The sequence below is a fragment of the Rhizobium sp. BK650 genome (assembly GCF_014195325.1).
In the GTDB taxonomy this organism is placed as follows: Bacteria; Pseudomonadota; Alphaproteobacteria; order Rhizobiales; family Rhizobiaceae; genus Rhizobium.
In genome coordinates, this window is record NZ_JACIBK010000017.1 from 115,180 (window position 1) to 128,557 (window position 13,378).

A 13,378-nucleotide genomic window follows, 5' to 3' on the forward strand; every position below is an offset into this window, starting at 1 on the left:
TCATGCGTTCATCTCCATCTCTTCAAAGGAAATCAGTCGCTGCCTCTTCTCGTCCCAGAGAACAAGTTTGACGCAGGCCAGGCTGTCGCGAATGCTGATGCGGCCGACATCTGCAAGCTCGGGATGGTCTCGAAGCACCTCAGGCAGCCGATAAAACAGCACCCGGCTGGAGAGATGATGAATATGATGCATGCCGATGTTACCGCTCATCCACCGCAAGGAGGGCGGCAGATCATAGTGTGAGGCTCCATGCATGGCAGCGTAAGGGAAAGCCCAGTCCGGTGGTCTCGACCAGTGCGTATCCTCGAACTGATGCTGGACGTAGAACAGCCAAACGCCTGCGGATCCGGCAATGGGGACGATCGGCAGATGGATCAGGAGGAACGGGATATCCCGACGCTCCAGATTAATAGCGCCGTCAACACGGTAACGGCGACGTTTGTTGCCATCGTCGAGACCCAGGGCCGAGCGCCCGATCGCATCATTTTGAACGGTAGCCTCTGCTTGAGGAGAAACAGAAAGGCTGGGCCGATCCCGAACATCACGAACGGATTCCGATACAAGCGATAACCAAGCTGACCCATCGGGGTCCGACTGCGGTACTAACATACCGTGAGGGTTGCTATGTCGCCAACCCCGCCCTCATCCAGGTTCCCGGCAGATGCATGATGCTCGTTGTGCGCGCATCGCCAGTAGTCGTAGGGCGTGAGCGTCAAGATACCGAGCACGCGGGCCGGTCCAATCGTCCAGGCGTCGTTTGCCAAAGAAAGAACCGTGCCCGCAGTCATGCTGTGGCATGAAGATGCGTAGCAAAAAGCCAGCCGCGGGAATGATCAGGAGTAAGCCAATCCAGTATCCGAATTGCAGCGCGATCGCCGCAGTGACCCACAGAAGCACGAATGGGCTGAGGGTCACGGCAAGCTCATACAGGCTTCGCGCCAACATGGGCTTTCGGTAGCCGGCGATGATCTTGAGCCAAGCCAATTCGGGATCAGCGCCTGGGCTGGCCGACGGTTTAATTGCGGTCAACGGATACCTATTGCGTTCTTGGGATAAGCGCCGCACGTAGCAAGAGCCGGGAGACGGGGATTACTTGATGCGGCGTGCCAGCGGATATGCCGGCGCGTCGTAAAGCGCCCGGATCTGTCTATGGTCGAACCGCGCCTCATCGACTTCGAGGAGAGAACCCAGTTGCTGTGCGCCGGGCATGTCTTCAACCGCGAAACGCAGAGCCTCGGCGGCCGTCTCAAAACGCCGGTAGCGTGGCCCCCTGCTTCCGCGGAGAGACTTGCCCGAATACAGGCCCGCCACGCCTGTGTAGTCGAACTGGGTCAAGAAGTTGTCCTCCACGTTGCAGAAGGGGACTGAGCATTGACCCGGCTGGCTTCCCTGAGGGTGCGCTCCGTTTCTCGCAGCTCGCGCCGTCGCAGCTGCATTCCCTTTCGCAGAGTCGTGAGTTTCTCCGCGTTTGAGCCTGCCTCGGCAGCCCGAAACAGCTTGTCCGCAGATTGGCGGAATGTGTAGTTCATTGTGATTCCTTCATTGGTGAGCAGGGGCAGTGGCAACAAACCGCCTGATCCGCCGCTCAATTATTTCTGCGGCGGGTCCCAATTACGGCTTTGTCAGCTTGCTGCGCTTTGATTCCGTCTGTTGAGAGGTTGCGCATTCCGGCATGATTTTATGCCGTCGTCGGCGCTCGGGCTTTCCAATGAGACGTGGAAAAGCGGTTCATGCTCGCCAGAGGCAGCTTTCGCACGACGGCCGTCGTTAACACGCAGTCAGCGATCATTGCTTGTTCGTGATAGCCGAAAGCACTTGTTCGCACCAGGTTTTGCGAGACACACGCGGGATACTGATTGGAAGACATCTTATCCTCCTTCTGTTTGGGGTAAGGCCGCCACCGAAGAAAATGACGCTCACGGGGAACGGCTAAACCCGTGCACCCGGCGACACCTGCCGGACGGATCGATCTTTTGAAGGGAAATCCGGGCGGAGCCTTGCTCCAGCTCAACATGACAATCATTGGTCGATTAGAGATATATGGGTACAATTTCCGCTTTAACAAGAGCTTCAGTTACGTCGGCTCTTTTGAATAGGGCGGCGTCAAAGCTCCGTCGGGCCGTCGAAGCGGTCCTCGAGGCACCGGCAACCATGGCGTCCTTGTTGCCGCGCGGCCTGCGCGATCGTCCTTCTCTTCAACTCGTTGATGGGCCAATTACTCGCCTGACGCTGCAGCCCGGTGCCGACGAAAGGAGCCCGCAGGGGTGCTTTGCGGGCTCCAAAAAGCTCAGAGGTCGGTCCCCAGGAACGGGCCGCACCGGGCAATCACCACCTGCTCACATATCCAGAACATTAGCGAATCAATTCGGCTGACAGTCCTCGGATCAATCACGAAGCCCTACCCTGTCGAAACGCTTGCAAAGGAGGGTAACCCGGGCGGCGCGACTTCGTGCGTTCTCGTACAAACCTTTCGGTCCGCTTGCACTTTCTCACGGGGCCTTCATAATCGGGAAGAGTCACGACTTCCAATGCAGTGGCGGCTGAGGGTTACCAAGTGCTCCCGCCTGAACGACGGAGGAGCGCCTTGAGGGCTAACGCTTCCAAAACCATTCGCTTCTACTCGTTCGGATGGGTCGAACGTTCCCGGATTCACGCCGACACGCTCGAACCGGCTCGCAAGGCTCCTGCAAGACCTTGATGAAGCAGGATGGCGCAGCAGCCCTAGACACGCCGGGCTGAAGACAGCATTCGCAGCTCAGGACCTGGGCTTGATCGAATCCAGGGGCGAAATCCGCTCTCAGACCGTCTAACAGCGGCAGGACGAATGTTTGCGAAGTCCCTTCCCGCTGCCTCGCAACCACAGTGCGGAGGAGATCGGCCCGGTTTCCTCTCAAAAGCATGGTGGTCGTGCCGCTGCCGGCCCTCCACAACGGGACGCTTGCTCGCATCCCTGATTTGATCGGCGCGACCCAAGCGAAACCGTAATCGCTAGCGTTTTCACGGTTGGTGATGAACGGCCACGTCCTCTGCGCTTGCCGTTTGTCGCCTGCGCCTCTTCTCCTGAGGGAGCGAGCCTCTGTTGCCTACTGGGTCATGATTGGGATGCGGATGAGCCGTGGTGGCCAGGCCTGCTTGGGTTCATTTAGTAGTAAATATGCCCGGTCTCAGCATCAGGAAAGTCGTGACGGTGAGGCTTGCTCCTGAATTGTTGAGCACAGCGTAGAAATATAAAATGCCTCCGCGCCCTTGCACAACATAACATTGAGATTATGTATAGGTTATCGAATTTGCTTTTAGAGCTTTGCTCTGCTATTGAACGCAGCTGGCGGGTCTTTTCTTTCAGATCGATCAAACGACTGTCGGCGGCTCTCGCCGGACAGCGACTAATCGTGCGATTGAAAGCATAATCGTCATGAACACCGGCATCGTAAAGTTTTTCAACACCACCAAAGGCTTCGGCTTTATCCAGCCGACCGACGGCTCCAAGGACATCTTTGTTCATATCTCCGCGGTCGAACGCGCCGGGATGAGCTTCATCTCAGAGGGCCAGAAACTGAGCTACGACATCGTCGCCGATGGCCGCTCAGGCAAAAGCGCCGCCGCAAATCTTCAGGCAGCCTGACCGATAATCGGTCTTTGACCACGGATGTACTGGCATTGACCGCGTGTCGAAAGGTCGAGGGATGTCCTCGACCTTTTTTGTTGAAAAGGAATCTCACATGAAAAAGACCAGCGCCGAACAGCAGATTCAGAGGGCAGTGCGCCAGGTGAAGAACACCAGTGGCGGCGGCCATCTTGGCGGCACGAACTTTGGCCAGGCTTATGATGCCAAGACATCGTCGGCAAAGGGCAAGGCCGATAGTAGCCGTCGGGGTTCTCGAAAAAGCTGACAGCCCGGAAATCGCAACAGCAAATGGGGGTTAACATGGAAGTGGCTGAGTTCGCATGACCGAATCTGCTGTAGCACTTACCAAGTTGAGAGCCAACTACGCCATGTACGAGGAAGCCTCGCGCCAGCTGCGCAGGCTGCCGGTGTTTGCTGTTGGGCAGGAGGGCAATGATCATCTCATGTCCTTGCTGAAAAAGCTGAATGAGACGGAAGACGCAGCGACAACGATTTCTCGCGCGTGACCTGAGACACACCCGATTATCCCGTACCTCAAAGCTACCGCTCGAATCGCCTTTCCTGATAGTCCGCAAGATAGCCGGAGTGAAGCGGATCGCCACTTCTCTGTCTTCGTGCATCCGATTACCGTTGACGGTTGTCCCTCCCCGACCGAAGTGACTTCGACGGTGCCGCGGAAGCTGGTCTTGTGATCGACATCTTCCAGCTCGTCGAGGACTTGGAGACGGTCTTCGTCGATGTCGAACAACTCGCCGCGAACCCGCAGTCCCTCCCCCGGCGGTCGAGCATCATCGGGCCGTAGAACGAGCCGGCAATATAGAGAGGATACGGTTCGACTGTCTCCACATCGCCAAGGTACCGCGCCCCGACAAGGCCCTTCTCGAAGAGCGGAAAGCCGCGTTTCAGGGTGCCGTAGATGAACACTCTCATCAATGCAGAGCCGGTCCGATGGGATATTGCGGATGCCTGCAATGGAACGTCGTCATCAGATTGAGCGCACGGATCGCTACATCTTCGGCAAGGAGGGTGTCTTCGCTGGACGAGAGGTCGTTCACGACAGACAGGAGAGCCCTTCCTACCGATGCCATGACCATTTCCAGAGCGTGGTCTCCTTCGTCAGCCGCCCACTTCGCGGTTCGCTCCAGTGTGACAGCAAGGCGTTCAGAACAGCTTGTCGTTCGTGCTCGCCGAGTTCTCGTAGTTTTGGGACTTCAGTGTTCAACTTCATTCTCGCAATGAGGCCTCACGTGGAATACTTCGTTCTCAAGGTTTCGATCTGAGGCTAGCGCCGACGCCTTTCAGCGATGGCAGCTCGAGCGCAATGCGAAGGCTCCGGTGTCGCCACTCCCGGCTTATTTTCCCGCCAAGTTGCTTCTCCAGCACCGCACCCAGCAGAATGGTACCGAAGCCCTTTCGCGGCTCAGCGTTGTTTTCTCTCACGCCCTGCTCGTGCCACTCGATGATCAAGCCGTTGTCTCCCACCTGTCGCCAAGTGATCGTCAGGCTGCCCTCAGGATGCGAGAGCGCCCCATGAACTGCCGCGTTCGCGGCAAGCTCATGCATTGCCAGTCCGAGTGGCTGCACCGACGGCGCGGGGACCATGACCGACGGGCCGCTGATCTCGACGTTCTTATCGCCGTAGATGCTGACCTGCAGCGATATGACGTCGTGGAGCGAGGCCTCCTGCCAGCCGTTCTCGGCAAGCAGCATGTGCGATCTGGCAAGCGCCTGCACCCGCTGTTGCACGGATGCGGAATAGGTGGCGGCATTGTCGGAGCGTGTCAGGCGCACGATGCTGTCGACGATCGCCAGAACGTTCTTCGTTCTGTGGTCCACCTCCAGCAGCAAGCGGTGCTCCGCCTCTTCGAGCGTCTGCACCTTCCGGTATTCGGTGACGTCGATCTGCGACGCGAAATAATAGGCCAGGCGTCCATCCTCGTCCCGGATCGGGCTGAGGTATAGCTGGTTCCAGAAGGCACTTCCGTCCTTGCGGTAGTTCAGGATCTCGACGGTACCTTCGCGCTCCGCGTCGATGATGGCACGGATTTCGGCGACTGCTTCCCTCGATGTATCTTCTCCCTGCAGAAACCGGCAGTTCCGTCCAACGAGTTCTTCCGCCGAATAACCGGTCAGGTGCAGGAAAGCGTCGTTTGCGAGAACAATCGGGTAGTCGGGCTGGCGGGCATCGGCAACCACGATCGGCATCCGCGTTCGCTGAAACGCGAAGGCGGCGAGTTCCTTGTGATCGACCATCCCTTGTGTCGACGCTGCGGCCGGCTTGTCCCCATGAATGTCTGACGGCTTGGCTTCAACCACGGCTCACCCTGTTTTGCTGGCTGATTTGTCAAAACGTCGATCACTGACAAATGTTTCGCCGGCAGGCGACCAGGATCTCACGGGCAGGCTGAAGGAGGCTGATCAGCGGGCGTGGTCGTTCTCACGCCGTCGCAATATCGGCCACTGCCGCTGCGAGCTGTCGCATGTCGGTCGGCTTGCCAAGGTTACGGACGCCTGCCAGGACGGCGTTCTGGGCAAGAACGGCTTGGTCAGCGGCGCTTGCGAGTACGAACGGAAGGCCGAGGGCGTTTAGCTGTATTGCCACCGGTGTTACCTGCTCACCAGCCAGATCGACATCGAGAACCGCCGCATCAGGCTTCGTCTCGCGCAACAGATCAAGTGCATGGTCGACCGAGCTTGCCGGCCCAAGCACCTTATTGCCCGCCGAGGTAAGCGCGGTCTTGATTTCCAACGCAATGAAAAACTCGTCCTCGACGACGAGGATAGTGCGGGAGCTTGCAGGGGAAGCGTGTGACGGGTTCATGAAGCTTACAATGGTATTCTGATGATCGCAGATAAACCTTCGACGGCATAGAAGAGTTCCACGCTACCGCCAAGATGTGCCGCGGTGCCCTCGATCATCTCGGTTCCATAGCCTTTGCGCTTGGGGGGCTGAACGGCGGGGCCATCTCGTTCGGACCATCGGCAGTTCAGGTAGGTCTTGTCCGTCAGTCCCTTTTCCAACGTCCAGGCAACTCGAACGCTACCTTCACCTGACGATAGCGCTCCGTACTTGATTGCGTTAGTCGCAAGCTCATGGAAAATCATGCTCGCCGCGAGGATCTTGGAGGGACCAAGCTGAACTGCGGGGCCGTCGTACGTAATCCGGTCGCTCCAGACCTCTCCGACCGCCTGCCGCAACAGGCCATGAAGGTCCACCGCCTCATTACGCGCGGCTATCTCCTGCGCGCGCAGAGTGACCTCGAGACGCCCAAGGAACGTTTGGCGATACTCCGCGGCCGTTAGACCTTCGACCTCCGTCTGCAAGGCGAGCGCGCGGACTACTGCAGACAGGTTCTTCATCCGATGGCGGGTTTCGGAGAGGATAAAATCCATCTCCGCGTCGTGCCGCTGGCGCTCAGTGACGTCGTCGAACAACACGAGGATATTGGTGCTGTTATCATCCGGGTGGACGAGGCGCCGGGCGTCAACCAGGAAGGTACGTTGTCCGATGCCCGGGAAATCGTGTTTAACCTCGAAGCCGATGACCGCGGCGGCTCTCGGAATAACACCCGCGATCAGATCGCGAAGTTCCGGAATATCCCATTGACCGTCGCCCAGATCGAACAAGCTTTTTCCGAGGAGATCGTCACGTTCCACTTGGAAGGTCTTGACGAAGGCGTTGTTGGCAGTCGTGACATAAAACCGCTGGTCAAGAACGACGATCGGCTGGGTCATCGTGTCGACGATGCCCTGGGCCTGAACATGTCCGCTCCTCAGCAGGCGATATGGATCCTCCAGCATCATCGACCGTCTTCTTCTCCCCGATATCCGGCACCTTATGGCCCGACGTTAACATATATCCCATAGCGAGGCCGTCGGATACGACGCCCGCCGGCTTTCCGCTTGCAACTCAAGAGAACGGGCAGCCTAGGCTCGAGTTCCTTTTGACTGTCAGCCTATTACGGTATCGCGAATGCATCGCGCGGGACCGTGAGCCTGATCAGCAGCCCGTGAGGTTGCCAATCCCTCGATACTTGCGCATTCAAGGTCCGAACCACCATCTGCTCAAGCGTCGTTCCGAACCCTGTTTCTTTGCTTTCGACCGCACGTTTGGGTTTTGCATCGGACTCCAGCCAAGTGATCTCAAAGCTGTCGGGCCGAGAGCTCAGGGTTACATCCAGTCGCCCCTCCGGCACAGAAAGAGCGCCGTACTTCACCGCGTTGGTGGCATATTCGTGAAACAGCAGTGCGAGGCTCGTGACCCTGTCAGCGCTGATCTGCGCGTCCTCGCCATGCAGTCGCCATCGCCCGCCCTCCTTGTCCTCAAAGGGGGAAAGCAAGCTGGAGAGGAGAGTGAAGAGGGTGGTTGACTGCGCCACGAACGCCTCGCCGCCGGTGAAGCTTGGCAGGGTCATTTCGTGCGCCCTCGACAGAGCAACGAGCCGGTCTTTCATGCCGGTAGCGAGCTCGGCCGGTGTCTGTGCCGTCCGTGCAGCCAGCGTGATGATGCTGCCGGTAATCGCGAAAAGGTTCTTCACACGATGGTGCATCTCGCGCAGCAGAAGATCTTGGTGTTCTGCCGCCCGCTTTCGATCCGAAATATCACGGGCGATCTTGGATGCGCCGATGATCTTGCCCTCGCCGTTGCGGATCGGCGAGATCGTCAGGGAGATGTCGATGAAGGTACCGTCCTTGCGACGGCGGACCGTCTCGAAGTGGTCGACTCGCTCGCCTGCGTTGATCCGCGCCAGGATCGCCGGCTCTTCGTCCAGCCGATCCTCCGGGATCAGCATGGTGATCGGCCGTCCCACGGCTTCCTCAGCGGTATACCCGAAAACCCGCTCGGCGCTCTTGTTCCAGGTGGTGATGATGCCCTGTAGCGACTTGCTGATGATGGCGTCGTCGGAAGATTCAACGATCGCGGCGAGGAAAGCCGCCGCATCGTGTCCTGGCTGCGCGGCCGCGAAACCCGCTTCAAGCTGCCGAAGACGGTCCTGGGCGCGGCCGCCCTCGCCGTCATAGTTTCTGTCTGCCATTAGCGTTCATGTATCCAACGGATGTGAATCGAAAAGAACTTGAACGAGGGTTTCGCATTTTTCAAGCAGTCCATAGTTCCCGGACGCGGGAAATAAAGCATCTTGTACCTGCAATATAGCCTGGTGAACCTGCGGTCCACCACCCTCCTCTACCGGACAGCGACTTCGACCGATCATCTTCCAAGACTGACGATACCTCCTCGAAATTATTCAGGCGGCTGACCCGTCAAGGGCGTCCTATATCGTCCTCGTCCTGGGTCAACCTTGGAGGGCACGACGATCTGCTCCAACCAGGCCGCTTTGCCAATCTATCCTGTGGCGGGAAGGTCCTGCAACTGACGTTGCTGGCTGAAACTGTCAAGCGAAGCGAAGATTTGACCCCTTAGGCGCAGCGAAGAACTGACCCCCTTCATTGATTTGCTGTTTCGTTTGTCTCGAGCGTCGTTCCGGCCTTCTGCAGAAGGCCGGAACGACGCTTTTCGCGAAGCCTATAGCTATCACCTCGAATGGTGATCACTGTCGAATGGTGCAGCAGGCGGTCCAGTATCGCGGTGGCGACGACAGGGTCTCCGAAGACGCTCCCCCACTCTCCGACCGATCGATTTGAGGTAATCAGGATCGAGCCTTTTTCGTAACGTCTGGAGACCAGTTGGAAGAACAGGTGAGCCGCGTTCGCTTCGAAGGGTAGATATCCGAGTTCGTCGATGATGAGCAGTTTCGGCCGTGACAGGATCGTCAACTGCTTGTCTAGGGTTGCGTCGTTGTGAGCCTTGGCCAACATGGCGACAAGCGTGGCTGCCGTCACGAATTGGACATTGTAATTTTGGCGGATCGCCTCGCGGCCGAGATTGACGGCAAGATGAGTTTTCCCTGTTCCGGGTGGCCCCAGGAATAGGACGGTATCGCCGTGAGCGATCCAGCGGCAGGTCGCCAACTCTCTGATCTGTCCTCGATCCACCGATGGCTGTGCCTCGAAGTCAAAGCCGTCGAGTTCACGTACGAAGGGGAACTGCGCCAGTTTGCTCGACATGGAGATACGCCGCTCGTCGCGCCGGGCAATCTCGCGCGACACCAAGAACGCCAGTGCCTCGCGCAGAGTCATTTTCGAGCGGGCGGCCTCATCCAGCAGGCTGTCGAGTTGATCGCGGATTGCCGTCAGCTTCAGGCGATCGAGCGTCGCGATGAGTAAATCATTATCCACGGTTGTCATCACCAGCCACCTCCAACCACCGCCTCATATTCCGCGAGCGGTCGCAGCAGGGCTGCTGGCGTCGTCTCGACTGGAGCGGAACGAACCAACCCTTCGATACCCGCAACGCCGACAAAGTGGGCCCGGTCCACGATCCGTTGTCGCCGTCCCTGGCAGAGAGCATGATCAGCTACGACATGGCCGGCGTGGCGGATGATGACACGACCCGCCAGCACAACGACCTGGACGCTTTCGCCGATGAGACGCCAGGGTACGGAATAACTGTTCGTGTCGAGATCGATGGCGCAGTCCGCCTGCACCTTGCGCACAAGATCGCGCAGTTGTCCAAACGGTGCACGGCCTGACAGCGGCCGAAGGGCATCGGCCTCGCCAGCGAAGCGCTCAATTGGAGGTTCACCAGTCGTGCCGTGGTCGCGCTGATCGGCGACCTCACGTATCCAACGATCCAAATGTGCCTCGAACGAGGCCCAGCTCTCAAACCGGCGACCTGCGATGGCGTTCTTCTTGACGTAGCCGACCCCGCGTTCGTCCTTTCCCTTTGTCCTGGCCCGGTATGGAGCGCAAGCGCGTGGCACGAAGCCCCAGTAACGCGCAAATGCCCATAGCCGTGCATTGAAGCGAACCTCCCGACTAACCGCGTCGTGATGCTCGACAAACGCCTTCGCATTATCCAGCAGAACCTCACTGGGAACGCCGCCGAACCGAAGAAACGCGCCTTCCATGCCCTCGAACCAGTCGGTCTGTCCCTCTCGCAGTGAGGCACGGATATGGATGCGTCGGGAATAGCTCAGCGTGGCCACAAATACGTTTACCCGGATTCGTTCGTCGCCAATCCAAACACGCGTTTGCCCAAAATCGATCTGTAATTGACGGCCTGGCGGCGTCTCGAACCGGACCGTCGCTCGCTTCTGCGCTTTGAGTTCACGCCGCCATTCCCGCACCCGTAGCTCAACTGAGCGCAGCCCGATCGTAATTCCATGCTCGCTCGCCAGCTCCTGCCGGATCACATCGGCATTGCCATCATGTCGGAAGAAGCGTTCGCGGAGCCAATCATCCAAGCCATCGAAAGCACTGCGGCGAACCGGCTTTTTAAATGGGGCCGCTCCGCCTTCTCGCAGATATCGGCGAACAGTATTGCGGGCACATCCAAATTCCTTCGATAGACGCTTGGCACCCCAGCCAAGCGCGTGCAGCCGCAACATTGCCACCACCTCATCTGCCTGAAGCATATCTTCGCCCTGCATCGTTCGCGACAATGCAGGATGCGCTGAAATCAACCTCGTCATCCATCTCTCCTCGTTGTGAAACGAGGGGTCAGTTCTCCATTTCGTTAGGGGGTCAGTTTCTCATTTCGCCTGACAGAAACCCGCGACCGTTTTCGCCGGGGCCAAGCTCCTGGCACGTTGTTGCGCAGATGTTTCACTGTTTGACATTGATCGAAAGCTACCGGGCAGCACGCCCACTTCCAGCGTGATTGCGTCGTGATTGCGTCGACGTCCGTTTGCTTCAGCAGGCACTAGTACTCGCTGCTTGGCGGCACTCTTGCTGCCCGCCAAAATTGCGGGCAGTATATTCCTCAGCTCTTACCAGGTTTTCTATACCAGTTCGGACAATTGTGCTGGGTTAAACCCCTTGAGATCGGCCGTGTCGCCTGTCCGAAGGAGCTGCTTCCCTAAACCGGCCGCCAGGAGGCGCAGGCCACCCCACGCTTCTAGTAACGGCAGGATTATCCTGGAGAGGCCGGTGTTGTCGGCCAGGAGGGAGCGAACGTGCACCTCAAACCTGTCACCCATACTGCATGGAACGATAAGGCTGAACGTTTTCATCAACGCTCCAATCTGGTTTCCATATCCAGAGTCCTTCGCATCAGTTTCGTGCGAGCCGCGACCAATGCCCGAGAAAGCATGCTGTCGAAGGACTTTTACTCGGGCTTCGCGAAAGAAACCCACCTCCGCCAAGTGCGCGAGCCCATCGGCGTCATTGGCATCTGTTTTGTTGGCGGCCATGTCGAGCGTCGCCTTGGCATGACGGGCATCGACGCAGATGGCGGCAGTCCCTCGGCGCGCGGCGCATGATAGAACCATACTGAGAGGGCCTGTTTCGAACACCACACGCTCCGCATTTGACGCTCGCATGCGGATAAGTTCGGTTATGACGGAGGTATCAGACGCGCTTCCCGCGCCAGATCCGCTTGCCCGCCCGACGGATCGAAATTGCCGTCTCTTCATTGACACCTCGAGACCGATATAATCTGCCATGGCGTGCCCAGATCGCGTTCGAACAGCATCACCATGAATTTCCGAAGGTGCGGCGCACCCTCGATAGCCGTCTCCGGTTTCCGCGAGGATGATCTGGATTTTCGGGGCCCGGTTCGTTTCATTATATAAGCCGCCGATCGTCCTCATGCCGATGCATGGGATGCCGGGCGTCGGCATCATCGGGTCGCCAATCCGGCAGCATGGATCGTGTCATGACCGGCGGCATCAACTAATGATTTTGATGAGCTCTCGAATATCGATAATTGTCACTATTGCGTATTTCAGATACGCGATAGTGACAGTAATCTTGATGACTCCCCGCCATGCTGTAACTTTCCCGTATCTGAAATTGCGGTTTGCAGCGACGGCGGGTATTCCGGCGGCGGCGGCGGACATGGCCATGGATGAACTGGCGGCGACGCTTGCGCGCGCCGTGGATGACCTTGCTCTGCCGGACCTGCTGACAGACGGTTCAGCCGGCGCTGAACGGGCGGCGCAGATGCGGGAAATTGTCCGCGAGCGTTTGGCCACTTTTGATTAACAGCGGGTAAATTCGACCTTTGAGCAATGGGTCGCCTGGCTCATTCCGCAGCAGTACAAGCGTATACCCAATAGCGTTCACCAGAGGGTTCTTGCATTACTGCACCTGGAAAGCAGCGTCATCGAGCCGGGTTTCGGACAGGACGATCTTTTCCTTCAGGCGGCAATGATGGCCATCTGAGACGGCGCCACGTTGATATAGCTTGGTGGCCGTTGGGTACTTCCTGAACGCATGCACGCTCCTTGCCTCGACCGGGCTTTCCCTTGACCGCATATGTTGTGATCGGCTCCGCCCAAGCCCGCGAACCAGAACAGTGTCGAGTCCGGATCAAGACCGATCAATGATCGTGTCCCACGGAGTGGTGTAGCTTGACGGCCACGGCTCATCCCAGAGGGCCGGATGAGTGTCAGCTTGCTGCTGGCAGGCTGATGAATGGATCATCGCTCATCGTAGCGATTGTCTCAAGGGTCATATAGCGAGATCGCTGGACGGCCCATTCATCGTTCTGTTCGAGCAGCAGCGCACCGACCAGGCGCACGATAGCGTCGTCGTTGGGGAAGATGCCGACGACCTCTGTCCGCCGTTTGATCTCGCCGTTCAATCGCTCTATCGGGTTGGTCGAGTGAAGTTTGGCCCAATGCTGCTTGGGAAAGGTCATGTAGGCGAGTACGTCTTGCTCGGCGTTGTCCATCAGACTGGCAAGCTTCG

Annotated in this window: 14 protein-coding genes and 3 pseudogenes; 4 read left to right on the forward strand and 13 right to left on the reverse strand. The window is 58.2% G+C overall.

The annotated features are described in order from the left end of the window. Both FHX15_RS28765 and FHX15_RS28770 read right to left on the reverse strand, forming a co-directional pair. Positions 1-1,029 (reverse strand): annotated as a pseudogene (locus tag FHX15_RS28765) (fatty acid desaturase). A 60-nt stretch (positions 1,030-1,089) separates the two neighbouring features. Beyond that, positions 1,090-1,335, reverse strand: a complete 246-nt coding sequence (locus FHX15_RS28770) for a hypothetical protein (RefSeq protein ID WP_184401753.1) — start codon at positions 1,333-1,335, stop codon at positions 1,090-1,092. Positions 1,336-3,412: 2,077 nt separating this feature from the next. Here FHX15_RS28770 and FHX15_RS28775 point away from each other — a divergent pair. The 3 genes from FHX15_RS28775 (at position 3,413) to FHX15_RS28785 (ending at position 4,131) form a co-directional block, all read left to right on the forward strand. Continuing rightward, entirely contained in the window at positions 3,413-3,622 is a 210-nt protein-coding gene (locus FHX15_RS28775) for a cold-shock protein (RefSeq protein ID WP_184401754.1), read from the forward strand. Between the two features lie 97 nt (positions 3,623-3,719). Next, on the forward strand, positions 3,720-3,890 hold the full coding sequence (locus tag FHX15_RS28780; protein ID WP_018114003.1) for a hypothetical protein: 171 nt from the start codon (positions 3,720-3,722) through the stop codon (positions 3,888-3,890). 55 nt (positions 3,891-3,945) lie between these two features. Beyond that, positions 3,946-4,131, forward strand: a complete 186-nt coding sequence (locus FHX15_RS28785) for a hypothetical protein (protein ID WP_184401755.1) — start codon at positions 3,946-3,948, stop codon at positions 4,129-4,131. Here FHX15_RS28785 and FHX15_RS31885 read toward each other — a convergent pair. The 10 genes and pseudogenes from FHX15_RS31885 to FHX15_RS28830 form a co-directional block, all read right to left on the reverse strand. Then, a complete protein-coding gene (locus FHX15_RS31885; protein WP_409527043.1) occupies positions 4,062-4,364 on the reverse strand; it encodes a hypothetical protein in 303 nt (100 codons plus the stop codon). The two genes, FHX15_RS28785 and FHX15_RS31885, sit on opposite strands and share 70 nt — an antisense overlap. A gap of 89 nt (positions 4,365-4,453) precedes the next feature. After that, positions 4,454-4,555 (reverse strand): annotated as a pseudogene (locus tag FHX15_RS31890) (gamma-glutamylcyclotransferase); the annotation flags it as partial. After that, positions 4,555-4,713 (reverse strand): hypothetical protein, encoded by a 159-nt coding sequence (locus FHX15_RS31225; protein ID WP_246779122.1) that lies wholly within the window; start codon positions 4,711-4,713, stop codon positions 4,555-4,557. The pseudogene FHX15_RS31890 and the gene FHX15_RS31225, both read right to left, overlap by 1 nt. A 175-nt stretch (positions 4,714-4,888) precedes the next feature. Then, on the reverse strand, positions 4,889-5,941 hold the full coding sequence (locus tag FHX15_RS28800) for a PAS domain-containing protein (RefSeq protein ID WP_184401756.1): 1,053 nt from the start codon (positions 5,939-5,941) through the stop codon (positions 4,889-4,891). A gap of 121 nt (positions 5,942-6,062) precedes the next feature. Next, the gene (locus FHX15_RS28805; protein WP_184401757.1) at positions 6,063-6,446 is read right to left on the reverse strand and encodes a response regulator; all 384 of its coding nucleotides are present in this window, start codon (positions 6,444-6,446) and stop codon (positions 6,063-6,065) included. Positions 6,447-6,451: 5 nt separating this feature from the next. Beyond that, on the reverse strand, positions 6,452-7,429 hold the full coding sequence (locus FHX15_RS28810; protein ID WP_184401758.1) for a sensor histidine kinase: 978 nt from the start codon (positions 7,427-7,429) through the stop codon (positions 6,452-6,454). A 155-nt stretch (positions 7,430-7,584) separates the two neighbouring features. Continuing rightward, on the reverse strand, positions 7,585-8,661 hold the full coding sequence (locus tag FHX15_RS28815) for a PAS domain S-box protein (protein ID WP_184401759.1): 1,077 nt from the start codon (positions 8,659-8,661) through the stop codon (positions 7,585-7,587). A gap of 409 nt (positions 8,662-9,070) precedes the next feature. Further along, positions 9,071-9,871 carry an IS21-like element ISSme2 family helper ATPase IstB gene (gene istB, locus FHX15_RS28820; protein WP_184401771.1) on the reverse strand — a complete coding sequence of 267 codons (801 nt, stop codon included), beginning with the start codon at positions 9,869-9,871 and terminating at the stop codon, positions 9,071-9,073. Next, positions 9,871-11,157 (reverse strand): IS21 family transposase, encoded by a 1,287-nt coding sequence (gene istA, locus FHX15_RS28825; protein ID WP_184401760.1) that lies wholly within the window; start codon positions 11,155-11,157, stop codon positions 9,871-9,873. Before istA ends, istB begins: the two co-directional genes overlap by 1 nt. 372 nt (positions 11,158-11,529) lie before the next feature. Continuing rightward, positions 11,530-12,129: pseudogene (locus FHX15_RS28830) on the reverse strand (transposase); the annotation flags it as partial. Between the two features lie 88 nt (positions 12,130-12,217). Between FHX15_RS28830 and FHX15_RS31230 the strand changes: the two are divergent. After that, positions 12,218-12,670 carry a hypothetical protein gene (locus FHX15_RS31230; protein ID WP_246779123.1) on the forward strand — a complete coding sequence of 151 codons (453 nt, stop codon included), beginning with the start codon at positions 12,218-12,220 and terminating at the stop codon, positions 12,668-12,670. Positions 12,671-13,076: 406 nt separating this feature from the next. On the opposite strand, the gene FHX15_RS28840 is transcribed toward FHX15_RS31230, so the two are convergent. Beyond that, positions 13,077-13,378: transposase (locus FHX15_RS28840; RefSeq protein WP_184401761.1), on the reverse strand; the 302-nt coding region annotated here is incomplete at its 5' end.

Excerpts from the sequence above, each read along its gene's own strand:
- FHX15_RS28815 (WP_184401759.1), bottom strand. The coding sequence starts at position 8,661 with ATGGCAGACAGAAACTATGACGGCGAGGGCGGCCGCGCCCAGGACCGT.
- FHX15_RS28810 (WP_184401758.1), bottom strand. The coding sequence starts at position 7,429 with ATGATGCTGGAGGATCCATATCGCCTGCTGAGGAGCGGACATGTTCAG.
- istB (WP_184401771.1), bottom strand. The coding sequence starts at position 9,871 with ATGACAACCGTGGATAATGATTTACTCATCGCGACGCTCGATCGCCTG.
- FHX15_RS28785 (WP_184401755.1), top strand. The coding sequence starts at position 3,946 with ATGACCGAATCTGCTGTAGCACTTACCAAGTTGAGAGCCAACTACGCC.
- FHX15_RS28775 (WP_184401754.1), top strand. The coding sequence starts at position 3,413 with ATGAACACCGGCATCGTAAAGTTTTTCAACACCACCAAAGGCTTCGGC.
- FHX15_RS31225 (WP_246779122.1), bottom strand. The coding sequence starts at position 4,713 with ATGGCATCGGTAGGAAGGGCTCTCCTGTCTGTCGTGAACGACCTCTCG.
- istA (WP_184401760.1), bottom strand. The coding sequence starts at position 11,157 with ATGACGAGGTTGATTTCAGCGCATCCTGCATTGTCGCGAACGATGCAG.
- FHX15_RS28805 (WP_184401757.1), bottom strand. The coding sequence starts at position 6,446 with ATGAACCCGTCACACGCTTCCCCTGCAAGCTCCCGCACTATCCTCGTC.
- FHX15_RS28780 (WP_018114003.1), top strand. The coding sequence starts at position 3,720 with ATGAAAAAGACCAGCGCCGAACAGCAGATTCAGAGGGCAGTGCGCCAG.
- FHX15_RS31230 (WP_246779123.1), top strand. The coding sequence starts at position 12,218 with ATGATCTGGATTTTCGGGGCCCGGTTCGTTTCATTATATAAGCCGCCG.